At 71.0% G+C, this 23,152-nt stretch carries 18 protein-coding genes and 1 pseudogene; 12 read left to right on the top strand and 7 right to left on the bottom strand.

The window, feature by feature from the left end; translation table 11 throughout:
- The coding region (locus LJ657_RS29235; protein WP_232651826.1) for a homocysteine S-methyltransferase family protein at positions 1–1,962 on the bottom strand (1,962 nt) is incomplete at its 3' end.
- A gap of 294 nt (positions 1,963–2,256) precedes the next feature.
- Between LJ657_RS29235 and LJ657_RS29230 the strand changes: the two genes are divergently transcribed.
- The 9 genes and pseudogenes from LJ657_RS29230 to LJ657_RS29190 all read left to right on the top strand — a co-directional run bounded on the left by LJ657_RS29230 (position 2,257) and on the right by LJ657_RS29190 (position 12,678).
- The gene (locus LJ657_RS29230) at positions 2,257–3,021 is read left to right on the top strand and encodes an IclR family transcriptional regulator (protein ID WP_232651825.1); all 765 of its coding nucleotides are present in this window, start codon (positions 2,257–2,259) and stop codon (positions 3,019–3,021) included.
- A 376-nt stretch (positions 3,022–3,397) separates the two neighbouring features.
- Positions 3,398–4,192, top strand: coding sequence for an MIP/aquaporin family protein (locus tag LJ657_RS29225; RefSeq protein ID WP_232651824.1), 795 nt, complete (start codon positions 3,398–3,400; stop codon positions 4,190–4,192).
- A 96-nt stretch (positions 4,193–4,288) separates the two neighbouring features.
- Positions 4,289–5,830 carry a glycerol kinase GlpK gene (gene glpK, locus LJ657_RS29220; protein WP_232651823.1) on the top strand — a complete coding sequence of 514 codons (1,542 nt, stop codon included), beginning with the start codon at positions 4,289–4,291 and terminating at the stop codon, positions 5,828–5,830.
- 51 nt (positions 5,831–5,881) lie between these two features.
- A complete protein-coding gene (locus LJ657_RS29215; RefSeq protein ID WP_232651822.1) occupies positions 5,882–7,498 on the top strand; it encodes a glycerol-3-phosphate dehydrogenase/oxidase in 1,617 nt (538 codons plus the stop codon).
- Positions 7,499–7,752: 254 nt separating this feature from the next.
- Positions 7,753–8,150: pseudogene (locus tag LJ657_RS29210) on the top strand (hypothetical protein); the annotation flags it as partial.
- 98 nt (positions 8,151–8,248) lie between these two features.
- On the top strand, positions 8,249–8,920 hold the full coding sequence (locus LJ657_RS29205) for a FadR/GntR family transcriptional regulator (RefSeq protein WP_232651821.1): 672 nt from the start codon (positions 8,249–8,251) through the stop codon (positions 8,918–8,920).
- A gap of 165 nt (positions 8,921–9,085) precedes the next feature.
- Positions 9,086–10,066 carry a PAC2 family protein gene (locus tag LJ657_RS29200; protein WP_232651820.1) on the top strand — a complete coding sequence of 327 codons (981 nt, stop codon included), beginning with the start codon at positions 9,086–9,088 and terminating at the stop codon, positions 10,064–10,066.
- A gap of 256 nt (positions 10,067–10,322) precedes the next feature.
- A complete protein-coding gene (locus LJ657_RS29195) occupies positions 10,323–12,044 on the top strand; it encodes a S8 family peptidase (protein ID WP_232651819.1) in 1,722 nt (573 codons plus the stop codon).
- A 34-nt stretch (positions 12,045–12,078) separates the two neighbouring features.
- Entirely contained in the window at positions 12,079–12,678 is a 600-nt protein-coding gene (locus LJ657_RS29190; RefSeq protein ID WP_232651818.1) for a hypothetical protein, read from the top strand.
- Positions 12,679–12,762: 84 nt separating this feature from the next.
- Here LJ657_RS29190 and mshC read toward each other — a convergent pair whose 3' ends face one another.
- The 4 genes from mshC to LJ657_RS29170 all read right to left on the bottom strand — a co-directional run bounded on the left by mshC (position 12,763) and on the right by LJ657_RS29170 (position 16,371).
- Positions 12,763–13,992 (bottom strand): cysteine--1-D-myo-inosityl 2-amino-2-deoxy-alpha-D-glucopyranoside ligase, encoded by a 1,230-nt coding sequence (gene mshC / locus LJ657_RS29185; RefSeq protein WP_232651817.1) that lies wholly within the window; start codon positions 13,990–13,992, stop codon positions 12,763–12,765.
- 197 nt (positions 13,993–14,189) lie between these two features.
- The gene (locus tag LJ657_RS29180) at positions 14,190–15,020 is read right to left on the bottom strand and encodes an SCO1664 family protein (protein WP_232651816.1); all 831 of its coding nucleotides are present in this window, start codon (positions 15,018–15,020) and stop codon (positions 14,190–14,192) included.
- The gene (locus tag LJ657_RS29175) at positions 14,984–15,574 is read right to left on the bottom strand and encodes a DUF3090 domain-containing protein (protein ID WP_232651815.1); all 591 of its coding nucleotides are present in this window, start codon (positions 15,572–15,574) and stop codon (positions 14,984–14,986) included. The genes LJ657_RS29180 and LJ657_RS29175 overlap by 37 nt, the downstream gene beginning before the upstream one ends.
- A 110-nt stretch (positions 15,575–15,684) precedes the next feature.
- Complete coding sequence (locus LJ657_RS29170; RefSeq protein WP_232651814.1) at positions 15,685–16,371, bottom strand: histidine phosphatase family protein; 687 nt, start codon at positions 16,369–16,371, stop codon at positions 15,685–15,687.
- Positions 16,372–16,433: 62 nt separating this feature from the next.
- On the opposite strand from LJ657_RS29170, the gene corA reads away from it, so the two are divergent.
- Entirely contained in the window at positions 16,434–17,432 is a 999-nt protein-coding gene (corA, locus tag LJ657_RS29165; RefSeq protein ID WP_232651813.1) for a magnesium/cobalt transporter CorA, read from the top strand.
- Between the two features lie 13 nt (positions 17,433–17,445).
- Here corA and LJ657_RS29160 read toward each other — a convergent pair whose 3' ends face one another.
- The gene (locus tag LJ657_RS29160) at positions 17,446–18,234 is read right to left on the bottom strand and encodes a ferritin-like domain-containing protein (RefSeq protein ID WP_232651812.1); all 789 of its coding nucleotides are present in this window, start codon (positions 18,232–18,234) and stop codon (positions 17,446–17,448) included.
- 263 nt (positions 18,235–18,497) lie between these two features.
- Positions 18,498–19,553, bottom strand: coding sequence for an LLM class F420-dependent oxidoreductase (locus tag LJ657_RS29155; RefSeq protein ID WP_232651811.1), 1,056 nt, complete (start codon positions 19,551–19,553; stop codon positions 18,498–18,500).
- A 112-nt stretch (positions 19,554–19,665) separates the two neighbouring features.
- On the opposite strand from LJ657_RS29155, the gene LJ657_RS29150 reads away from it, so the two are divergent.
- The gene (locus tag LJ657_RS29150; RefSeq protein ID WP_232651810.1) at positions 19,666–20,652 is read left to right on the top strand and encodes an aldo/keto reductase; all 987 of its coding nucleotides are present in this window, start codon (positions 19,666–19,668) and stop codon (positions 20,650–20,652) included.
- Complete coding sequence (locus LJ657_RS29145; protein WP_232651809.1) at positions 20,649–23,000, top strand: helix-hairpin-helix domain-containing protein; 2,352 nt, start codon at positions 20,649–20,651, stop codon at positions 22,998–23,000. The genes LJ657_RS29150 and LJ657_RS29145 overlap by 4 nt, the downstream gene beginning before the upstream one ends.
- The last annotated feature ends 152 nt before the right edge of the window (positions 23,001–23,152 follow it).

Genomic DNA, 23,152 nt, shown 5'->3' with positions numbered 1-23,152 from the left:
CCGCTCCTCCAGCGGCAGGGCGGCCAGCTCCTCCGCCTTGCCCGCCTTCAGCGACTTCGCGGTGGCGCCCTCGAACAGCGCCATCAGCTTCTGCAGCGGGTCGTAGCCCTCGGCGCGCCGGTCGTGGATGAGGTCGAGGGCCGTTTGGACCTCTTCCTCGCTGAACCGGGCGATCGGCAGGATCTTCGAGGCGTGCACGATCGCCGAGTCCAGGCCCGCCTTGACGCACTCGTCGAGGAAGACGGAGTTGAGCAGGATGCGGGCGGCCGGGTTCAGGCCGAAGGAGATGTTGGACAGGCCCAGCGTGGTCTGCACGTCCGGGTGGCGGCGCTTGAGCTCGCGGATCGCCTCGATGGTGGCGATGCCGTCCCCCCGGGACTCCTCCTGACCCGTACAGATGGTGAAGGTCAGGGTGTCGATGAGGATGTCCGACTCGTGGATGCCCCAGTTGCCGGTCAGGTCGTCGATCAGCCGCTCGGCGATGGCGACCTTGTGCTGCGGGGTGCGGGCCTGGCCCTCCTCGTCGATGGTCAGCGCGATCAGCGCGGCGCCGTGCTCCCGGGCGAGCTTGGTGACCTTCGCGAAGCGGGACTCGGGGCCGTCGCCGTCCTCGTAGTTGACGGAGTTGATGACCGCACGCCCGCCCAGCTTCTCCAGCCCGGCCCGGATGACGGGGACCTCGGTGGAGTCCAGCACGATCGGCAGGGTGGAGGCGGTGGCGAAGCGGCCGGCCAGCTCCTCCATGTCCGCCACGCCGTCCCGGCCGACGTAGTCCACGCACAAATCCAGCATGTGCGCGCCCTCACGGATCTGCTCGCGGGCCATCTCCACACAGTCGTCCCAGCGCCCCGCCAGCATCGCCTCGCGGAACTTCTTCGATCCGTTGGCGTTGGTGCGCTCGCCGATCGCCAGATACGCGGTGTCCTGACGGAACGGCACCGTCTGGTAGAGGGAGGCCGCACCCGGCTCCGGCCGCGGATCCCGCTCACCCGGGGCGAGGCCGCGCACCCGCTCGACGACCTGGCGCAGATGCTCGGGCGTGGTGCCGCAGCAGCCGCCGATCAGGGAGAGGCCGTACTCGCGCACGAAGGTCTCCTGCGCGTCGGCGAGCTCCGGCGCCGTGAGCGGGTAGTGGGCGCCGTCCTTGCCGAGGACCGGGAGGCCCGCGTTGGGCATGCAGGAGAGCTGGATGCGGGAGTGGCGGGCCAGGTAGCGCAGGTGCTCGCTCATCTCGGCCGGGCCGGTCGCGCAGTTCAGGCCGATCATGTCGATACCGAGCGGCTCCAGCGCGGTGAGCGCGGCGCCGATCTCCGAGCCGAGCAGCATGGTGCCGGTCGTCTCCACCGTCACCGACACGATCAGCGGGACCTCGTACCCGGCCGTCTCCATCGCCCGGCGGGCGGCCAGGACGGAGGCCTTGGTCTGCAGCAGGTCCTGGGTGGTCTCCACCAGCAGCGCGTCGGCGCCGCCGGCGAGCAGGCCCTCGGCGTTCTGCTGGTAGGCGTCGCGGATGGCGGTGAAGGTGGTGTGACCGAGGGTGGGCAGCTTGGTACCGGGACCCATCGAACCCAGCACCCAGCGCTGCCGGCCGTCGCGCGCGGCGAACTCGTCCGCCGTCTCACGGGCGATACGGGCGCCGGACTCGGACAGTTCGGCGACGCGCTCGGGGATGTCGTACTCGCCGAGGGCGGTGAGGTTGGCACCGAAGGTGTTGGTCTCCACGCAGTCGACGCCTGCGTCGAAGTACTCGGCGTGCACCGAGCGGACGATGTCGGGGCGGGTCACGTTGAGGACTTCGTTGCAGCCCTCAAGCTGCTGGAAGTCGTCGAGCGTGGGGTCCTGCGCCTGCAGCATCGTGCCCATCGCTCCGTCGGCGACCACCACACGGGTGGCGAGCGCCTCACGGAGCGCGGACACACGGGTCCGGCTGTCGGCGGAAGGGGTCAGTGGCGACGAGGCCATTTAAGGGGCTCCCTTGGGTGCGACGGCTGTCGGCTTTGCGCGGTCCGCGAACTCTCCGCGGTGGGCGCACCACGCCAGGGTAACCGGGGGCGGCCGGGGATGGTCAGGGGCGTCCACGAGACGGACGAGAGTGACGGACAGGTCACTCCCGGGATACCAGTGACACAACAGAACCCGACGGATGCGGACCGACCATTAGCGGGAGGTCGGCATCGACCGGTAGTGTTCGACATTGCCGAACGGCGGCAGCGACGTCGCTCGTCGACGGTCGAAGGGGACGGAGGCAGTACGGCGATGGCACGGAACATCCAGTCGCTCGAACGGGCGGCCGCGATGCTGCGGCTGCTCGCGGGCGGCGAGCGACGGCTCGGCCTCTCGGACATCGCCTCGTCACTGGGCCTCGCCAAGGGCACCGCCCACGGGATTCTGCGCACCCTCCAGCAGGAGGGTTTCGTCGAGCAGGACGACGCCTCCGGGCGCTATCAGCTGGGCGCCGAGCTGCTGCGCCTGGGCACCACCTATCTCGACGTGCACGAGCTGCGGGCGCGCGCCCTGGTGTGGACGGACGACCTGGCCAGGTCAAGCGGGGAGAGCGTGTATCTGGGCGTCCTGCACCAGCAGGGCGTACTGATCGTGCACCATGTCTTCCGGCCCGACGACAGCCGTCAAGTGCTGGAGATCGGGGCCATGCAGCCCCTGCACTCCACGGCTCTGGGCAAGGTCCTGTCGGCGTACGACCCGGTCGCGCACAGCGAGGCGATCGAGGCCGACCGCAAGCCCTTCACCGACCGCACCGTGTACGGACTGGAGGACTTCGAGCACATCCTCGACATGTCCAGGGCGCGCGGCTACGCGGCCGACGTGGAGGAGACCTGGGAGGGCGTCGCGTCCGTCGCCGCACCCATCCACGACCGGCGGCGGATGCCGGTGGGCGCGGTGGGCATCACCGGCGCGGTGGAGCGGCTGTGCCGCGACGGCGAGCTGCGCCCGGAGCTGATCGCCGCGGTGCGGGACTGCGCCCGTGCGGTGTCGCGGGACCTGGGCGCCGGGCGGTTCTGAGAGGCACAGCGGGACGCGGGTGAAGGCCGGGACGGCGGGCGGCGTCCCGGCCTCTGTCGTGCCCGGAGGCGACCCGGCGGACCGCCCGGTCGGTACGCCGGGTGCTTGTTACCCGTCCGTACGCATCTGACCTGCAAGATCGACAGCTCACAGCAATCGGTAACGATCGCATTTTCGCCATCACAGCCCTTGACGCACACCTGACGCCGGAGCAAGACTCCCGTCCATCGGTCGACATTGTCGAACACCTACCGGCAATACGCGCTAGAGTGTGACAACGCCAAGGGCCGGTATTCGCTCTCACCCCCGAGGGCAGCTCGAACTCCCGGAGGGACCCGGGGTTCGGTCCCCTGGACGAAGGACAAAGGAGTCGCGGGTGTCCAGCTCCGACATCTTCATCGGCGAGACCATCGGTACCGCCATACTCATCCTGCTCGGCGGCGGCGTCTGCGCCGCCGTGACGCTGAAGGCCTCCAAGGCCCGTAACGCCGGCTGGCTGGCCATCACCTTCGGGTGGGGCTTCGCGGTACTCACGGCGGTCTACACGTCGGCGCCGCTCTCCGGCGCACACCTGAACCCCGCCGTGACGCTCGCACTCGCGATCAAGAGCGGCGACTGGAGCAACGTCCCGGTCTACTGGGCCGGACAGCTCCTCGGCGCCGCGATCGGCGCGACCCTGGTCTGGGTCGCCTACTACGGTCAGTTCCACGCGCACCTCACCGACAAGGAGATCGTCGGCGGCCCGGGTGCGCAGGCCACGGCGGCCAAGGCCGTCGAGGCCCAGGAGAAGGGCGCCGGCCCGGTCCTGGGCATCTTCTCCACCGGTCCGGAGATCCGGAACGTGGTGCAGAACCTCGCGACGGAGATCATCGGCACCATCGTGCTGGTCCTCGCCGTCCTCACGCAGGGCCTCAACGACAGCGGCAAGGGTCTCGGCACCCTGGGCGCCCTGATCACCGCGCTCGTGGTCGTCTCGATCGGTCTGTCGCTCGGCGGCCCGACCGGCTACGCGATCAACCCGGCCCGTGACCTCGGTCCGCGTCTTGTGCACGCCCTGCTGCCCCTGCCCAACAAGGGTGGTTCCGACTGGCGCTACGCCTGGATCCCGGTGGTCGGTCCGCTGATCGGCGGCGCGATCGCTGCAGGCATCTACAACGTCGCTTTTGCTTAAGAGCACCAGGCCTTCAACACCATCAGGCTGCACCGCACTTAACCAGCACCGCGCCGTACAGACAGCCCCCTATCCAAGGAACTCCAGGAGCACACCGTGACCGACGCCCACACCGCCGGCCCCTTCATCGCCGCGATCGACCAGGGCACCACCTCTTCGCGCTGCATCGTCTTCGACCGCGACGGACGCATCGTCTCCGTCGACCAGAAGGAGCACGAGCAGATCTTCCCGAAGCCGGGCTGGGTCGAGCACAACGCCAACGAGATCTGGACCAACGTCCAGGAAGTCGTCGCCGGGGCCATCCAGAAGGCCGGCATCACCCGTGACGACATCAAGGCCATCGGCATCACCAACCAGCGCGAGACCACACTGCTCTGGGACAAGAACACCGGTGAGCCCGTCCACAACGCCATCGTCTGGCAGGACACCCGCACCGACGCCCTGTGCAAGGAGCTCGGCCGCAACGTCGGCCAGGACCGCTTCCGCCGCGAGACCGGTCTTCCCCTCGCCTCCTACTTCGCCGGCCCCAAGGCCCGCTGGCTGCTCGACAACGTCGAGGGTCTGCGGGAGCGCGCCGAGCGTGGCGACATCCTCTTCGGCACCATGGACAGCTGGGTCATCTGGAACCTGACCGGTGGTGTCGACGGCGGCCACCACGTCACCGACGTGACCAACGCCTCCCGCACCATGCTGATGAACCTGCACACCATGGAGTGGGACGAGAAGATCGCCGAGTCGATCGGCGTCCCGCTGGCCATGCTGCCGGAGATCCGTTCCTCCGCCGAGGTCTACGGCGAGGTCACGGGCGGCAAGCTCGGCGACATCCTCGGCGGTATTCCCGTCGCCTCCGCGCTCGGCGACCAGCAGGCGGCCCTGTTCGGCCAGACCTGTTTCTCCGAGGGCGAGGCCAAGTCGACGTACGGCACCGGCACCTTCCTGCTGATGAACACCGGTGAGAAGCCGGTCAACTCGTACAACGGCCTGCTGACCACGGTCGGCTACCGCATCGGCGACGAGAAGGCGGTCTACGCCCTGGAGGGCTCGATCGCGGTCACCGGTTCGCTGGTGCAGTGGATGCGCGACCAGATGGGCCTGATCTCCACCGCCGCCGAGATCGAGACCCTCGCGCTCACGGTCGAGGACAACGGCGGCGCGTACTTCGTGCCGGCCTTCTCCGGTCTGTTCGCCCCGTACTGGCGCTCCGACGCCCGCGGTGTGATCGCCGGTCTGACCCGGTACGTCACCAAGGCGCACCTCGCGCGCGCCGTCCTGGAGGCCACTGCCTGGCAGACCCGTGAGATCACCGACGCCATGACCAAGGACTCCGGCGTCGAGCTCGCGGCGATCAAGGTCGACGGCGGCATGACCTCCAACAACCTGCTGATGCAGACCCTCTCGGACTTCGTGGACGCCCCCGTGGTGCGCCCCATGGTCGCCGAGACGACCTGCCTCGGCGCCGCCTACGCCGCCGGGCTCGCCGTCGGCTTCTGGACCAGCACCGACGACCTGCGCGCGAACTGGCGCCGGGCCGCCGAGTGGACCCCCAACATGGCCGCGGAGAAGCGCGACCGTGAGTACAAGAGCTGGCTCAAGGCCGTCGAGCGGACCATGGGCTGGCTCGAGGACGACGAGAGCTGACGAGAGCTCCTGACGGCTCTCGCACGCTCTGATGAGGAGTAAGAACCCGAAATGACCAGTCAGTCCACCCTGCAGTCCGTGCCTGCCCTGGGTACGCGCCCGGCCTCCGGCTCCAACCCGAGCCGGGCCGAGACCCGGGAGCAACTCGCCAAGGCGTCGTACGACCTCCTCGTGATCGGCGGCGGCATCCTGGGCATCTCCACCGCCTGGCACGCCGCGCAGTCCGGCCTCAGGGTGGCGCTGGTCGACGCCGGCGACTTCGCCGGCGCCACCTCTTCCGCCTCCTCCAAGCTGCTCCACGGCGGTCTGCGCTATCTGCAGACCGGCGCGGTGAAGCTGGTGGCGGAGAACCACTTCGAGCGCCGTGCGGTGTCCCGTCAGGTGGCCCCCCACCTGGCGAACCCGCTCACGTTCTACCTCCCCGTGTACAAGGGCGGGCCGCACGGCGCTGCGAAGCTCGGGGCGGGCGTCTTCGCCTACTCCGCGCTCTCCGCGTTCGGTGACGGCGTCGGCCACCTCCTGTCCCCCGCGAAGGCGGCGCAGGACGTGCCCGAACTGCGCACCGACAACCTCAAGGCCGTCGCCGTCTACGGCGACGACCAGATGAACGACGCGCGTATGGCGCTGATGACGGTCCGCGCGGCCGTCGAGGCAGGCGCCGTCGTCCTGAACCACGCCGAGGTGACCGGGCTCCGGTTCACCAAGGGCCGGGTGACCGGCGCCGACCTGAAGGACCGTACGACGGGTGACGAGTTCGGTGTCAACGCCCGACTGGTGCTGAACGCGACCGGCCCGTGGGTCGATCACCTGCGTCGCATGGAGGACCCGAATGCCGCGCCGTCGATCCGTCTGTCGAAGGGCGCGCATCTGGTCCTGAAGCGGACCTCCCCGTGGAAGGCCGCGCTGGCCACCCCGATCGACAAGTACCGCATCACCTTCGCCCTCCCCTGGGAGGACATGCTGCTTCTCGGTACGACCGACGAGGAGTTCGAGGGCGACCCGGCGGACGTCTCGGTCACCGAGAAGGACATATCCCAGATCCTGGACGAGGCCGCGTTCTCGGTCCGGGACCAGCAGCTGAGCCGTGACCTGATCACGTACTCCTTCGCGGGTCTGCGGGTGCTGCCGGGCGGCCCCGGTGACACGGCGAAGGCCAAGCGCGAGACCGTGGTGACCGAGGGCAGGGGCGGCATGCTGTCCGTCGCGGGCGGCAAGTGGACCACCTTCCGGCACATCGGCCGTACGGTGATGCAGAAGCTGGAGGCGCTGCCGGGCGCTCCGCTGGGTGACGACTTCGAGCCCATCTCCTCGCTGCCGAAGAAGCTGCCGCTGCCGGGTGTCGCCAACCCGCGTGCGGTCGCGCACCGACTGCTGGTCGACAACCCGGCGCCCGGCCCGCGTATGGCCGCCGACACGGCGAGGCACCTGGCGACGCACTACGGGTCGCTGTCCTTCGACATCGCCCGTCTCGCCAACGAGAACCCGGAGCTGGCCGAGCGCGTCCACCCGGACGCCCCGGAGATCTGGGCGCAGGTGGTGTACGCCCGCGACAACGAGTGGGCCGAGACGCAGGACGACGTGCTGCGCCGCCGTACGACGCTGACGATCCGCGGTCTGGCCACGGACGACGTCCGCGCCAAGGTGCAGGACCTGCTCGACAAGAAGTGACCTCGCGTCGGCCCCTTCCCTGACCAGGGCCGGCACGATCGGGGAACGGCCCCTTTCCCCTAGGGGGCCGGATCCGCGAGAGGGGCGACTCCGCGCCGACGGAGCCGCCCCTTTTCGCATGCTCGGTTGTCGGTACCGGGTGCTTTCATGGGCGCGTGAACAGTGATCAGGCCAGTCCCGAGAATCTCGCGCGCTGCGCGAGGCGTTCGCCGTGGACGACGGCGGCGCGTCGGGGCTCGGCTGGCGGGCGGTGCGCGATCGTCGGCGCGGACCGCATCGCCGCGAACGGCGACACCGCGAACAAGGTCGGCACCGTGGGTGTCGCCCTGGCCTGCGCCGACGCCGGCATCCCCTTCCTGGTGGCGGCCCCCACGACCACGCTCGATCTGGCCACCAGGACCGGCGACGACATCCACATCGAACTCCACGGCGAGGCCGAGGTGTTGGAGTGGGGCGGTATGCGGTATACGGACGGCGCCCGTCGAGTCGCGGGGCCACAACCCGGTGTTCGATGTGGCGCCGGGGTGGCTGGTGACGGCGCAGGTGACGGAGCGGGGGGGGTCTGGAAGTGGCTTCCGGCCGGCTGCCGGGTGACTACGCGCACCACCGGTACCCCCGCCCCGCGGGCCTCGTACGCGCCGAACGCCCCTGAGCTGAGCATTCGGCTCCCCGATCAGCTCGCTGAACCCCCATAATGACCTAAGACATCGGATGTCTGAACGACAGATCTGAACGACAGGGAGGCCGCCCATGGCAGTCACCGACGAGGCGATCGAGAAGATCAAGGGAATGATCGTCTCCGGCGCGCTGCGCCCCGGCGACCGGCTGCCGAAGGAGAGCGAGCTGGCCGCCGAGCTGGGGCTGTCCCGCAACTCCCTGCGGGAGGCAGTGCGCGCCCTGTCGCTGATCCGGATCCTGGACGTGCGGCAGGGCGACGGTACGTATGTGACCAGTCTGGACCCGCAGCTGCTGCTGGAGGCGCTGAGCTTCGTCGTCGACTTCCACCGCGACGACACCGTGCTGGAGTTCCTGGCGGTGCGCCGCATCCTGGAGCCGGCCGCCACGGCGATGGCCGCCTCCAGGATCAGCGAGCAGCAACTGGACGCTCTCTCGGCCCAGTTGGAGAAGCTGGGGAATGCTCCGTCGGTGGAGGAGCTGGTCGCCTGTGACCTGGACTTCCACCGGGGCATCGTGCAGAGTTCCGGCAATTCGGTGCTCTGCTCGCTGCTGGACGGCCTGTCGGGGCCGACCACCCGGGCCCGCATCTGGCGCGGTCTCACCCAGGAGGACGCGGTCAGCCGCACCCTGCACGAACACCGCGCGATCCTGGCCGCCCTGCGCGACCGGGACGCGGAGGCCGCGCGGTCCTGGGCGACGGTGCACGTCGCGAGCGTGGAGCAGTGGCTTCGCTCCACGCTCTGAGCGGGCGTCGGGCGCGGGGGGCCCAGCTCTGGTGATCATGGGTGTCCGAGGGCCCCGGACGGGGCAGTGATCCGTTCACTCCCCCGTGCAAGGGGGCTGCGGGCGCCCCCGCCGCACGCCGTAAGGTTGGGTGGTCAAGCGAGGGCACGTCGGAAGGAGGCCTGGGTGATCGAGCTCGAGGGGGTTCCCGAGCTGATCGACCCGGTCATGGTGGCCGCGTTCGAGGGCTGGAACGATGCCGGCGACGCCGCCTCCACCGCGGTCGCGCATCTGGACAGGGAGTGGAAGGGCGAGGTGTTCGCGGCGCTGGACGCCGAGGACTACTACGACTTCCAGGTGAACCGCCCCACGGTGTGGATGGACGGCGGCGTGCGCAAGATCACGTGGCCGACGACAAGGTTGTCGGTGGTCCGGGTCGGCGGCGAGAAGCCGCGTGATCTCGTACTTGTCCGAGGTATCGAACCGTCGATGCGGTGGCGCTCGTTCTGCAACGAGCTGCTGGGCTTCGCGCACGAACTGGGTGTGGAACTGGTGGTGGTGCTGGGCGCCCTGCTGGGCGACACCCCGCACACCCGGCCGGTCCCGATCAGCGGCACCACGTCCGACTCGGACCTGGCGCAGCGCATGGACCTGGAGGAGACCAAGTACGAGGGCCCGACGGGCATCGTCGGCGTCCTGCAGGAGGCCTGTACGCACGCGGGCGTGCCGGCGGTGTCGCTGTGGGCGGCCGTGCCGCACTACGTGTCGCAGCCGCCCAACCCGAAGGCGACGCTGGCCCTGCTCAACCGTCTGGAGGACCTGATCGACGTGCGCATCCCGCTGGGCGAACTGCCCGAGGACGCGCGCGCCTGGCAGGTCGGCGTGGACCAGCTGGCCGCCGAGGACAGCGAGGTCGCGGAGTACGTCCAGACGCTGGAGGAGGCCCGGGACACCGCGGAGCTGCCGGAGGCGTCGGGCGAGGCGATCGCCCGCGAGTTCGAGCGCTACCTGCGGCGCCGGGACGGCGGAGGTCCGTCGAGCGGCGGACACGCGACCGCGGACGGCAGCGACAGCACCTCGTACCTGCGGGACAACCCCAGCGGCCGTACGAAGCCGCCGAAGCCACCGAAGGCGGGCGGGGACGACGAGGAGTCGTCGGAGGAATAGCCTGGTCGACCGGGTGAGGGCGGTGCGCAGCTTGCGCACCGCCCTCTTTGCGTTCTGGAACCCCATCCCATGACTGGCAACTCCGCAGTCTTTGGCCGGTTTGCTACGTGACCACTGTTTCAGGACGGATTGCACACGCTACCCAATTCAACTTGTTTTCAAACCGAGTTGGTGAAGACGGGGTGGACGGACCGCCGAGGGCGTGGTTGGTTGTGCAGCGATGGCGCACCCGCACGGACCGAAGGGAGCGGTACCGATGAGCGACCAGGTACAGCCGGCGCAAGGGCCGGGAACGTCCGGGCCGGGGCCCGACGGAGCGGGATTCACCTATCGAGGAGCCGAGCGGGAACTGATCGTCGTTGCCCGTCCCGAGGCCCGGTTGCGTGCCCAGGCCGAGGGTGTCCGCTCGGCAACGGGAGCCGACGTCTCCGCTCTCAACATGTTCCTCAGCGATGAACAGCTGGTCCTAGAGCCGCTGTTCGGAAGCGAGGAGCGACTGCAGCAGTCCGCCGCCCCGAGCGACGGCAACGTGCCCGACCTCGCGATGTTCTACCGGGTGCGCGGCGGCGAGAGCCGCGCCGAGGAGCTGCGCTCGCGGATCGCCGCGCTGCCGGGTGTCGAGACGGCGTACATCAAGCCCGGTGCCGTACCTGCGTCCCTGGCCGAGGAGAGCGGCCGGCTGAAGGAAGGGGCGCCGGTCACCCCCGACTTCAGCAGCAGGCAGGGCTATCTGCGCCCCGCGCCGGAGGGGATAGACGCCCACTGGGCCTGGCAGCGCCCTGGTGGGTCGGGTCAGGGGGTGACGGTCATCGATGTCGAGGGCGCCTGGCAGTTGGGCCATGAGGACCTGGCCGCCAAGCTGGCCGGCGTCGTGGTCGGCACCCCGCTGACCGATCTCGCCTGGCGTAACCACGGCACGGCCGTGATCGGCGTGATCGGCGGCGACCGAAACGAGTTCGGGGTCAACGGCATCGTGCCCGAGGCGGTGACCGCGGCCGCGTCCTTCCAGGGCATCGGCACGGCGGCCGCGATCCACGCGGCGGCCGACCGGCTCGGCCCCGGCGACGTCGTACTGATCGAACTGCACCGCCCCGGACCGCGGTTCGAGTACGCCGAGCGCGACGACCAGCGCGGCTATGTCGCGATCGAGTGGTGGCCGGACGACTACGCGGCCATCCGGTACGCCACCGCCAAGGGCGTCCTCGTCGTGGAGGCGGCCGGCAACGGCGGGGAGTCGCTGGACGACGCGGTCTACGAGCGCCGCCCGGACGACTTCCCCGAGTGGTGGCGCAACCCGTTCAACCCCTCCAACCAGTCCTCCGGTGCCGTCCTGGTCGGCGCGGGCGCACCGCCGCCCGGCACGCACGGCCGCGACCACGGCCCGGACCGCTCCAGGCTCGCGTTCTCCAACTACGGCGCCCGGCTGGACGCCCAGGGCTGGGGACGCGAGGTCACGACCACCGGCGGCTTCTGGGACAAGCCCGGCGATCTGCAGGGCGGGCCCGAGGAGATCGCCTGGTACACGGACACGTTCTCCGGGACCTCCTCCGCCTCCCCGGTGGTGGTGGGCGCGCTGGCCGCGCTGCAAGGGATGCTCAAGGCGGCCGCCCAGCAACCGATGTCCCCGGAGCGTGCGCGTTCCGTGCTGCGGGCCACGGGTTCCCCGCAGCAGGACGCTCCGGGCCGGCCCGCCTCGCAGCGCATCGGCAACCGGCCCGACATCAAGGCGGCGGTCACCCGTCTGCTGCCGCAGGCGGTCGGCTCGGGCCAGGCCGAACGGTACTGGGACGAGCTGCTGCCGTATCCCCGTGAACTCCCGCCCAGGCTGAGGCTGTTCGTGGCCGGCGCCTGGCGGAACCTCAACCACCCGTCCCCGGAAGTCCGCCAGGCGGTGCACTCCGCCTTCGCGGGGGGACGGCCCGACGTCCGAGTGTGGTTCTCGGACGACGAGATCGTCGGCCTGGTCGTCACGGGCTGACGAATCCCAACCATCAAGGGAAGGTGACACCCGCATGAGCACCACCCCGCAGATGAGCCAACCGGGACAACAGCAGGGCCAGCAGTTCCCCAGCACGTCGCCCTACCAGCAGTACCAGCAGCAGCCGTTCGGACAGCAGCAGGGCTACGGCCAGCAGCAGCCCATGGGTACGGGCATGGGTATGGGCATGGGCATGGGCGTGGGCTCGCTGGAACAGCTCCAGCAGCTCGGTCAGCAGCAGCCCTTCCAGCAGTTGCTCCAGCAGCTCGGCCAGCACCAGGGCTACGGTCAGCAGCAACAGCACGAGCAGCAGGTGCAGCAGCACGAGCAGCAGGTGCAGCAGCAGCTCCACCAGATCGCCCAGGTCGCCGTGCAGCACGTTCAGCAGCAGGTCCAGCAGCAGGTGCTGCAGGCCGGCATCGCGGACGGCTACATCGACGTCGTGCAGCCCCTGCCGGGCCAGCCCAGCCTGATCGCCCTGCGCATCCAGGGCCAGTTCAGGATCTTCGCCAACCCGAACCCCCAGACCCATGACCAGGTCCAGGAGGCATTCGCCTTCGGCCACCAGGTGGTCGGCATCTGGGACTCGGGCTCTCCGAACGTCCTGCGCAGCATCCAGGTGCGCAGGATCTGACCGGCGCCGGATGACACGAGGGGCGCTTCCTCCACGGAGGAAGCGCCCCTTTCCCGTGCTGTGACGTGGCGGCTGCGGCTGCGGCTACAGGGCGACGCCCAGCAGCGCGTCCACGGCCCGCGAGACGACACCGGGTGCGCCGATGTCCGTACCGCCGTCGGCGTCCTGCAGTGCGGCCCAGCGGTCGACCGCGGCGAGTGCGGCCGGGGCGTCCAGGTCGTTCGCGAGGGCCTCGCGGATCTCCTCGACCAGCGCCTCGGCGGGCGGTCCGTCGGGCCGGGACACGGCGGCACGCCAGCGCCCGAGCCGGGACACGGCGTCCTGGAGGACCTGGTCGGTCCACTCCCAGTCGGAGCGGTAGTGGTGGGCGAGCAGCGCCAGCCGGATAGCCGCCGGGTCCACCCCGTCGCGCCGCAGCCTGGACACGAAGACCAGGTTGCCCTTGGACTTGGACATCTTCTCGCCGTCGAGGGCGACCATGCCGGCGTGGACGTACGCCTTGGCCATGGGGAACTCGCCGGTCAGCACCTGGGCGTGCGAGGCGCCCATCTCGTGGTGCGGGAAGGCCAGGTCGGAGCCGCCGCCCTGGACGTCGAAGGTCATGCCGAGGTGGTCCAGGGCGATGGCGACGCACTCGATGTGCCAGCCGGGCCGGCCACGGCCGAGCGAAGCACCGTCCCAGCTGGGCTCGCCCTCACGGGCCGCCATCCACAGCATCGGGTCGAGGGGGTTCTTCTTGCCCGGACGGTCCGGGTCGCCGCCGCGCTCGGCGGACAGCAGCCGCATGGCGGCCGCGTCGAGGCCGGACACCTTGCCGAAGTTGGGGTCGGACTCGACGGAGAAGTAGACGTCGCCGTCGAGTTCGTAGGCGGCGCCCGCGTCCCGCAGCCGCTCGACGAGCGGCACGATGCCGGGTATCGCCTCGACGGCGCCTATGTAGTGCTGCGGCGGCAGCATCCGCAGGGCGGTCATGTCCTCGCGGAAGAGGGCCGTCTCCTGCTCGGCGAGGGCGACCCAGTCGACGCCGTCACGGTGCGCCCGCTCGAGCAGCGGATCGTCCACGTCGGTGACGTTCTGGACGTACTGAACCTGCCGCTTGGTGTCGAGCCACACGCGCTGAACGAGGTCGAACGCGTTGTAGGTCGCCGCGTGACCCATGTGGGTCGCGTCGTACGGCGTGATGCCGCAGACGTAGATACGGGCGACGGGACCGGGGTCGAGGGAGACCAGACCGCCGGTCGCGGTGTCGTGGATCCTCAGGTCGCGGCCCTGACCAGGCAGGGCGGGGACCTCGGAAGCGGGCCAGGCATGCATGTCATGAGCCTAACCGGACGGAAGTTCCGCATACGAACCGGACCGGGCCGGATGGCCGGTAAGGCGCCCTTGCGCTCCGCTGGATCGGCGGTTATGAGACTGCAGGCCGGCCGTGGCTGGTCGCGCCCACACGGCGGAGCCGCATATCGATACAGCCCCGCGCCCCTTGGGGGGCGCGGTACCAGCCCGGTGTGTTGCTACACCGGCGGCCAGGGGATCGCAGGCCACTCGCCGCTCGGCTCCGGGTGCTTGCCCGATTCCAGGAGTACGGCGACCCGTGCGCGCGTGGCGTCGAGTTCGGCGTCCGTGATCAGTGCCGCCAGCCGCGTGGCCAGCGCTCCTTGTGCGGCCAGGGCTTCCTGGAGGGCCTTGAGGACGTCGACCGCCTCCGGGTCCAGCGGCTCCCCCGCCCACCCCCACAGCAGCGTCCTGAGCTTGTTCTCGGTGTTGAAGGTCACCCCGTGGTCGATCGCGTACAGCCGGCCGTCGGCCGTGGGCAGCAGGTGGCCGCCCTTGCGGTCGGCGTTGTTGATCACGGCGTCGAGCACGGCGAGCCGTCGCAGCCGCCCGTCGTCGGCGTGCACCAGCAGCGCCGTCTTCCCTTCGCCGACCTCGGCGAAGCCGATCGCCTTCCAGCCGGGCTCCGGCTCCTCACCGTCGACCAGCGCCAGCAGCTCGGCCTCGGGGCTCACCTCCATCCACAGCTGGACCATCCCCTCGCCGTACGGCCCCTCCCGAAGCACGGTTGGTGGGACGAGCCCCCAGCCGGTGGCCTCGGAGACCTCGTAGGCGGCCACCTCGCGGCGGGCGAGGTTGCCGTCGGGGAAGTCCCACAGGGGCCGCTCGCCGGCGACGGGCTTGTAGATGCAGGCCGCTTCCCGGCCGTCGTGGGAGATCGTGCAGTACAGCGCCGCGTTGGACGCCTCGCGGATACGGCCGCGCACGGTGAGCTCGCCGTGCGTGAGCAGGTCGGCGAGCGGCTCGTCGGACGTCACGCTCCGCGGCGGTATCCGTTCTGGCGCGGACATACGTGTCCTTCCGGGTCGAGCGGGAGGCTGCACAGCGGGCACGGCGGCCGCCCGGCGTTGACGACGTCGAGGGCGCGCTTGGCGAAGGCCCGTGCCTGCGCGCCGGTCAGCCGGACCCGCAGCATCGGGGGCCCGTTCTCCTCGTCCTGGAGCAGGCGCTCCTCCGCCTCGGCGAGGTCCTCCTCGGAGTCGGCGTCGAGCTCCACGAGGGCCTGCGCCTCGACGATCATGCGCTGTTCCTCGCCGTCCCAGGCGAGCGCCATGGTGCCGACCCGGAACTCCTCCTCGACCGGGGTGTCCAGCGGGTCGGTGTCGGAGATATCGGAGGGCGGCACGGCCGGGACGGCGGCGCTGCCGCCACTGCGCCGTACGACCTCGTCGAGCAGTTCGTCCATGCGCTCGGCAAGGGCGGCGACCTGGGTCTTCTCCAGGGCCACGCTGGTCACGCGGGGGCCCGCGGTGGCCTGGAGGAAGAACGTACGGCGTCCGGGCATACCGACCGTACCGGCCACGAAGCGGTCCGGGGGGTCGTAGAGGAACACCTGACGGGACACGTCCTGTCTCCTGGAATCGTGGATCGGCATCGGACCGGGTGACCGCACGGGCTGCTGGTGCGGACGGGTGCGGCGCTACTGCGACCGCTTCACCCTACTGCGCCCGACGATCACGGTGCGCCCGCACCACCCCCGACCGTGGCGTCGTCGGCCGGGGGTTCCTCGCGGGGCGCCAGCGACGCGAAATCACCGGTGTCACCGAGCCGTACGAGAAACGGCCTCAGACGTGTGTAACGGATCGCGGTGATGGAACACGGTTCAACGGAAATCCTCTGGAACAGGTCGAGATGAAGTCCGAGTGCCTCTGCGACGAGCGACTTGATGATGTCGCCGTGCGAGCACATGACGTAGACGGCGCCGGGGCCGTGGTCACGCTCCACGCGCGCGTTCCATTCTCGTACGGCCTCGGCCGCGCGGGTCTGCATCGCGCGCATCGATTCGCCGCCGGGGAACGCGGCGGCCGACGGGTGCGCCTGCACGACCTCCATCAGCGGCTCGTCCTTGAGCTCGGCGAGCTTGCGGCCGGACCAGTCGCCGTAGTGGGCCTCCCCGATGCGCTCGTCGGTGTGCGCGGTCAGTTCGGGGCGGGCGTCCAACAGCGGCCGGACCGTCTCCTGGCAGCGCTGCAGCGGGCTGCTGACGACCTCGGAGATCGGCAGCCCGGCGAGCCTCCCGGGCAGTTCGGCGGCCTGCGCGGCGCCGCGCTCGTCGAGAGCGACACCGGGCGTCCAGCCGGCGAGCACCCCCTCGGTGTTGGCGGTGGAACGTCCGTGCCGGACCAGGATCAGCGTGGGCATGCGGCCAAGGGTAGGCGCACGCAAGGGTGCATTCAGGGGCGGACGGCGGGAGAATACGCTCCGTGATCGTCGACTGCGCCATCTACCGGGACGGGCGCCGGACGGAGGGCCCCGCGGACTTCTCGCACGCCCTGGCGCAGTGCCGTCGTGGGGGTGACGCCTTCGTCTGGATCGGCTTGTACGAGCCGACGGAGAAGGAGTTCGACCGGGTCTCGGCGGAGTTCGGGCTGCACCCACTGGCCGTCGAGGACGCCCTGAACGCGCATCAGCGCCCCAAGCTGGAGGTGTACGACGACTCGCTGTTCATGGTCCTCAAGCCGGTCGGATACGAGGCGAAGAGCGACATCGTCACCTCCGGCGAGGTCATGGTCTTCATCGGCGACTCGTTCGTGGTGACCGTGCGGCACGGCGAGGAGGCGCCGCTCGCGGCCGTGCGGCACCGGCTGGAGGAGGAGCCCGAGATGCTCCGGCACGGCCCCACGGCGGTGCTGTACTCGATCGCCGACGCCGTGGTCGACCACTACGTGGACGTGGCCGGCGAGCTCGGCACCGACCTGGAGGAGCTGGAGGCGGAGGTGTTCTCGCCGACCGGCGGGGGCTCGCGCCACACGGCGTCCCGCATCTACGCCTTCAAGCGGCAGATCCTGGAGTTCCGCCGGGCCACGGGCCCGCTGGCGCAGCCGCTGGCCCGGCTGGCGGGAGGCGGCGTCTTCAGCGCCCGGGTGCCCTTCGTGCACGAGAAGGCGCAGCCCTTCTTCCGGGACGTCAGCGACCACCTCACGCGCGTGAACGAGTCGGTGGAGGGCCTGGACCGGCTGGTCTCGGACGTGCTCTCGGCGCATCTCGCGCAGATGAGCGTGCGGCAGAACGACGACATGCGGAAGATCTCCGCGTGGGCGGCCATGGCGGCGGTCCCCACGATGATCGCGGGGATCTACGGCATGAACTTCGACCACATGCCGGAGCTGCACTGGTCGGTGTCGTACCCGGCGGTGATCCTGGCGATGGCCGCCCTGGAGGTGCTGCTGTACCGCCTCTTCAAGCACCGGGGATGGCTGTAGGGCCCGCCCTGGCTCAGGCGAACCCGGGCGCCGTCGTGGCGGGTCCGCCCAGTGCGTCGCGCCGCTCGGGCATCCTCAGGCTGACCATGCGCCGCCAGCCCGCGAACCGCTCGTACGCGTAGACGGCGTGGATACCGGCGGCGAGCAGCGCCGACTTGGTCCTCGGCCAGCCGAGGATGCGCCCCATGTGGTCCATGACCGCGAGGCTGACGTCCCGGTAGACGCGGATCTCCGCGAGCGCGCACTCCCGCAGCGTGCGCTGGATGGCGCGCCCGTGTCCGGCGTGCGCGAGGCGCAGCAACTCCTCGTGGCAGTAGGCCAGGTGGTTGTCCTCGTCGTCGGAGATCATCCCTACCGCGCGGCCGATGTCGGGGTGGTCGGCGAAGTACCGGCGCAGCAGTTCCATCTGCTCCGAGGCGCGCTGCTCGGTGACGCGGCTGTGGGAGAGGTAGGTGACGATGTCCTGCACGGTGAGCTGTTGTTCGCTCTTGAGCTTCTCGTGGGGGAGGCCGATGCCGTGCTTCTCCAGGAGCATCGTGTAGTCGGTCTCGGGCGGTACGGGGACGGGTTCGAGACCGCGCTTCTTCATCAGGGCGTTGAAGATCCGCCCGTGTTTGTCCTCGTCGGCGCCGTGCCGGGTGATCTTGGGGGCGAGTGCGCGTTCGCCGGCGGGTACGAGTGCGGCGATCCGTCCGTTCTCCCAGCCGCCCTGGGACTCACCGCTGGCCGCGATGGAGCAGAACAGGGCGAACGACTCGTCGTCGTCGAGAATCTCCTGGAAAAGGCTCCTGGCCGAAAGCATCGTGGGCCCCTCTCTGCCGGTCTCTGTTCTGCCGGTCCCCGCCGGATCCCGGAGGTTCCGCAAAGAACGAGTCAAATGCGGCGCAAGAGGTGCTGCAACAGCTGTGTCGGACAACTCCGCCAAAAGGAGGACCCAAAGGGTCACATCGGAGGCGTAACCGCGCGCGCCCGGGCGCGTTGTTCCCCGTGACGGCCGTGGCGGGGAAGACCCCCGAGCCCCCACCACGGCCGCAGAAACCTCTCCCCCGCCGCCCGGCCGGTGGGTTACGCCAGTCCGGCGCGCTCCAGGGCTTCGGTGCCCGCGCGGAGCGAGGCGATCCGCTCCTCCAGCGTGAAGCCGGCCGGGTTGAGGCTCAGGGTGGTGACTCCGGCCGCCGCGTACTCCTTCATCCGGTCCGCGATGCGGTCCACGGAACCGAGCAGCGCCGTCTTGTCGATCAGGTCGTGCGGGATCGCGGCCGCGGCGCCCTGCTTGTCGCCGGACAGGTACTTCTCCTGGACCTCGGCGGCCGCCGCCTCGAACCCCATGCGCTGGGCGAGCTGGTTGTAGAAGTTCTGCTTGGCGCTGCCCATGCCGCCGACGTACAGCGCGGTGTACGGACGGAAGGCGTCGGCGAGGGTGGCCACGTCCTTGTCCTCGCCGACGGAGAGGGGGAGCGTCGGGCAGACGTCGAAGCCGTCGAGGGTCTTGCCCGCCTTCTCGCGCCCCGCGCGCACGTACTTGATGGTGGTCTCCTCGAGGTGCTCCGCCGAGGGGAAGATCAGGAGGGCGCCGTCGGCGATCTCACCGGTCTGCTCGAGGTTCTTCGGGCCGATGGCCGCGATGTACAGCGGGATGTGCTCGCGCTCGGGGTGCACGGTCAGCTTGAGCGGCTTGCCCGGGCCGCCGGGCAGCGGCAGCGTCCAGTGCTCGCCCTCGAACGACAGCCGCTCGCGCGTCATCGCCTTGCGCACGATCTCGACATACTCACGCGTGCGTGCCAGCGGTTTGTCGAACTTGACGCCGTACCAGCCCTCGGAGACCTGCGGGCCGGAGACGCCGAGGCCGAGGCGGAAGCGACCGCCGGAGAGCGAGTCGAGGGTGGCGGCGGTCATCGCGGTCATCGCGGGCTGGCGGGCCGGGATCTGGAAGATGGCCGAGCCGACGTCGATCCGCTCGGTCTGGGCGGCGACCCAGCTGAGCACGGTGGCCGCGTCCGAACCGTAGGCCTCGGCGGCCCAGCACACGGCGTACCCGAGCCGGTCGGCCTCCTTCGCGACCTCCAGGTTGTCCGCGTCCATTCCGGCACCCCAGTAGCCGAGGTTGATCCCGAGCTGCATGCCGATTCCCCTTACCGATCAGTAACGTCCCTGTCGGGCAGACCCTAGCGTGCGGAAACTGGTTGTCCACAGGCACCCACGCCGAAGGTTCAGGCCAGTAATCTCGGCGTTCATGGAGCAGAGGTATCTCGGCCGGACCGGCCTTCGTGTGTCCCGCATCGGACTCGGCACCCTCACCTGGGGCAGGGGCACCGACGAGCACGACGCCGCGGACCTCCTGAAGACGTTCTGGGAGGCCGGCGGAAGCCTTGTCGACACCGCGGACGTGTACGGCGACGGAGAGGCCGAGTACCTGCTCGGACGCCTCATAGAAGGTCTGGTTCCGCGCCGGGACCTGGTGATCTCGACCAAGGCGGGCAGCGTGCCGGACCCGGACCGGCGGGTGGACGGTTCGCGCGGGCACCTGCTCTCCGCGCTGGACGCCTCGCTGGTCCGGCTCGGCACGGACTACGTCGACGTCTGGCACATCCACGCCTTCGACCCGTACACCCCGCTCGAGGAGACCCTCCAGGCCCTCGACCTGGCGGTCAGCAGCGGCCGTGCCCGCTATGCGGGCGTCTCCAACTTCTGCGGCTGGCAGCTCGCCAAGGCGGCGACGTGGCAGCTGGCGGCTCCCGGGACACGGACCCGGCTGGCGAGCACGCAGATGGAGTACTCGCTGCTGCAGCGCGGCGTCGAGCGCGAGGTGCTGCCGGCCGCGCTGGACCTGGGCATCGGTCTGCTGCCGTCCTCGCCTCTGGGGCGTGGGGTCCTGACGGGCAAGTACCGGGGCGAGGCCGTGCCGTCCGACTCGCGCGGCGCCTCGGACCACCTGGCGCCCTTCGTCGCGCCGTACCTCGACGACACGGCGAGCCGCATCGTGGACGCCGTGCAGACCGCGGCGGACGGGCTCGCGGTGACGCCCCTGCAGGTCGCCCTCGCCTGGATCCGCGACCGGCCCGGTGTGGCCGCCCCCATCGTCGGTGCGCGCAACTCCCAGCAGCTCACGGCGGCATTGTCAGTGGAGGCCCTTAGTCTTCCTGACGAGATCTGCCGGGCGCTCGACGACGTGTCGGCGCCCGTGCACCGCTATCCCGATCACGACTGGAGCACGCTGTGAGCACGGAGCCCGAGCCCACCGAGGACGCAGAGAACGCCGAGCCGGGGACGCCGGGCGCCGCGGAGAAGAGCGATGACGGCGCCACCTCCGGTGACGGCGAGTCGGCCGCTCAACTGTCCGAGGCCGAGGCCGAGTTGGCAGCTCAGCGGCTGGAGCGGGAGCGGATCGAGCGACGCAGGGCCGAGAGGGCGGGGCCGATCGCGAGCGGCGCGAAGCTCAGCGGGACGGCCGCCGATCTGCTGGCCGCCGTCCGTGCCGTGGAGAGCGGCGAGAAGCCCGTGGCCCCCGTGTTCAGCGAGTCCGCTCCGCGCCGCCCCGCCGCCGAGCCGGTACGGCGTCCGCAGCCGACGCCCGCTGCCGCGCCCGCCGGTCCCGCCCCGGAGGCCGTCGACGCGGTACGGCGCGTGCTGACCGACGGCGGCGCGCCGGACGCGCTCGCACCGCAGGTCGCCGCCGCCCTCGGCGAGGGCGCGGACGGGGTCCTGCGGGCGGATCCCTGGCTGTTGTTGCGCGTCGGCGGTGTGCGTCCCGAGCAGGCCGACGGCTTCGCGCGGGCGCTGCTCGGCGCGGAGTGCGGTCCGGACGACGAGCGGCGGGGCCGGGCGCTGACGGGGTGGCTGCTGGAGCAGGCGGCGCTCGCCGGGCACACGGCGCTGGAGATGCCCGCGCTCATCGCGGCGCTGGCCCAGCGGGGCGTGCCCGACGCCGACGCGGCCGTGCAGAGCGCCGTCGCGGACGGCGAGGCCCTGGTCTTCCAGGACGCCCTCGACCCGGCCGCGCCGGAGCCGGCCGCGGACGGCGAGGAGGCCGAGGAGCGTCCGGTCCGGATCCTGGTCGGCCTGGAGCGGTACACGCTCGCGGAGGAGAGCCTCGCCGACGGACTGACCCGCCTGATCAACTCGGTGCCGAAGGAGGACGGTTCGGCCGATACCTGGGAGAGCGCCGCCGCCTCCGCGCAGGACTCCACCGCCGAACTCATCCGCGCCGTGGCGGGCCACGGCCTGGTGCTGCACACCGGCGGCGAAGCCTCCCTGGCCGAACCGGCGGCACTGCTGCGGACAGCCGCCGCCCTCGGCCTGCGCGCCTGGGCCGCCACACACAGCCCTGCGGGCCGCGACCGCTTCGCAGCGCTGTGGACTGGGCGCCCGGGCGGAACTGCGCAGGCAGCCCCTGAAGGGAGCGCGCCTGCGCCGGGCGGCAACACGGCGGCTCCCGCCGCTGCGGACCGCACCGGGGCAAGCAGCGGCCCGCCCACCGGCAGCACGCCGGGAAGCACCACAGGGAACGGGACCGCGCCGGGCGACAGCACGGCGAGCGGGGCCGTGCCTGATGACACCGCGGCGAGCGCTCTGCCCGGCAGTCATGCGGCGGGAGGGCGGGAGGACGGTGCCTGCGGCGTCGTCACCGTCGCCGGGCTTCTCTCCGGTGACGAGGGGCCCGGGCGGGACGTGGACGGGGCGCTGGATCTGGACCTTCTCGTCGTGCTCGACGCGCCCCAACTGGACGTCGAGACGGGGGCGCTGCTCGTCGAGTCGTTGCCCGACGGTGCCCGGCTGGTGCTGGCCGGGGACCCGGGGGTGCTGTGGTCGGCCGGGCCCGGGCGGGTGTTCGCCGATCTGCTGTCAGCGCGGGTCTGCCCCCGGATCGCGTCCCGGCGGCCGGATGGCGGCCCCCTGGGCGAGCTGGTGTCCGGTATCGGCATCGGCGAGCTCAACCAGGTCGAGGCCCCCGGCAAGGAGGTCGTGATCGTCCCGGTGCGGGATGCGGGCGAGGCGGTCCACCGGACCGTTCAGCTCGTCGCCGACTCGGTGCCGCGGGCGATCGGCGTGCCGCCCGAGCAGACCGTGGTGATCACCCCGGGCCACGGCGGAGCGGCCGGCACCCGCGCGCTCAACGCGGCGCTGAAGGAGCGCCTCAACCCCGGCCCGGGCCGCTTCGGCGGCTTCGACCCCGGCGACCGGATCGCCTACTCCCCCGCCCCTGGCCGTACGGCACCGGGCAGGGTCGTGACGGCCGACGCCGCCGGGCTGCACCTGTCGTGCGAGGGCACCGCCGTCGTCGTACCGAAGGAGCGGGTGGAGCAGTCCGTGCGCCACGGGTGGGCGCTGACCGCTCACCAGGCGGTGGGCAACCGATGGCCCGCGGTGGTCGTGGTACTGCCCGGGGACGCCGCGCAGTCCCTCAGCCGGCCGTGGATCTACACGGCGTTCGGCAGGGCGGACCGACACCTCTCCGTCGTCCACGGCGTGGACCAGGCACTCCCCCGGGCCGTGGCCGAGGTCCCGGCAAAGCCCCGCACGACGCGTCTGCCGGCACTGCTCACCACACAGCCGGCGGCCACGGGCTGACCAAGGGGCACGGCGGCCCCACCCAGGGGCGCAGGGAACTGCCCGACCAGCCACAGGCCGGCTCGCAGCCAGACCCCGACCGTACCGGCCACGCACCCGAACGGCGGCGGCGTTCACGAATGATCTCCGTGAACGCCGCCGCCGTATCGGCC

The sequence above is a fragment of the Streptomyces guryensis genome, from assembly GCF_021261325.1.
GTDB classification, from domain to species: domain Bacteria; phylum Actinomycetota; class Actinomycetes; order Streptomycetales; family Streptomycetaceae; genus Streptomyces; species Streptomyces guryensis.
Note: the sequence above shows the minus strand (reverse complement) of the source record. Positions and strands in the feature narration are given on the sequence as shown.

Excerpts from the sequence above, each read along its gene's own strand:
- LJ657_RS29230 (WP_232651825.1), top strand. The coding sequence starts at position 2,257 with ATGGCACGGAACATCCAGTCGCTCGAACGGGCGGCCGCGATGCTGCGG.
- LJ657_RS29215 (WP_232651822.1), top strand. The coding sequence starts at position 5,882 with ATGACCAGTCAGTCCACCCTGCAGTCCGTGCCTGCCCTGGGTACGCGC.
- LJ657_RS29205 (WP_232651821.1), top strand. The coding sequence starts at position 8,249 with ATGGCAGTCACCGACGAGGCGATCGAGAAGATCAAGGGAATGATCGTC.
- LJ657_RS29195 (WP_232651819.1), top strand. The coding sequence starts at position 10,323 with ATGAGCGACCAGGTACAGCCGGCGCAAGGGCCGGGAACGTCCGGGCCG.
- LJ657_RS29190 (WP_232651818.1), top strand. The coding sequence starts at position 12,079 with ATGAGCACCACCCCGCAGATGAGCCAACCGGGACAACAGCAGGGCCAG.
- mshC (WP_232651817.1), bottom strand. The coding sequence starts at position 13,992 with ATGCATGCCTGGCCCGCTTCCGAGGTCCCCGCCCTGCCTGGTCAGGGC.
- LJ657_RS29180 (WP_232651816.1), bottom strand. The coding sequence starts at position 15,020 with ATGTCCGCGCCAGAACGGATACCGCCGCGGAGCGTGACGTCCGACGAG.
- LJ657_RS29170 (WP_232651814.1), bottom strand. The coding sequence starts at position 16,371 with ATGCCCACGCTGATCCTGGTCCGGCACGGACGTTCCACCGCCAACACC.
- LJ657_RS29160 (WP_232651812.1), bottom strand. The coding sequence starts at position 18,234 with ATGCTTTCGGCCAGGAGCCTTTTCCAGGAGATTCTCGACGACGACGAG.
- LJ657_RS29155 (WP_232651811.1), bottom strand. The coding sequence starts at position 19,553 with ATGCAGCTCGGGATCAACCTCGGCTACTGGGGTGCCGGAATGGACGCG.
- LJ657_RS29150 (WP_232651810.1), top strand. The coding sequence starts at position 19,666 with ATGGAGCAGAGGTATCTCGGCCGGACCGGCCTTCGTGTGTCCCGCATC.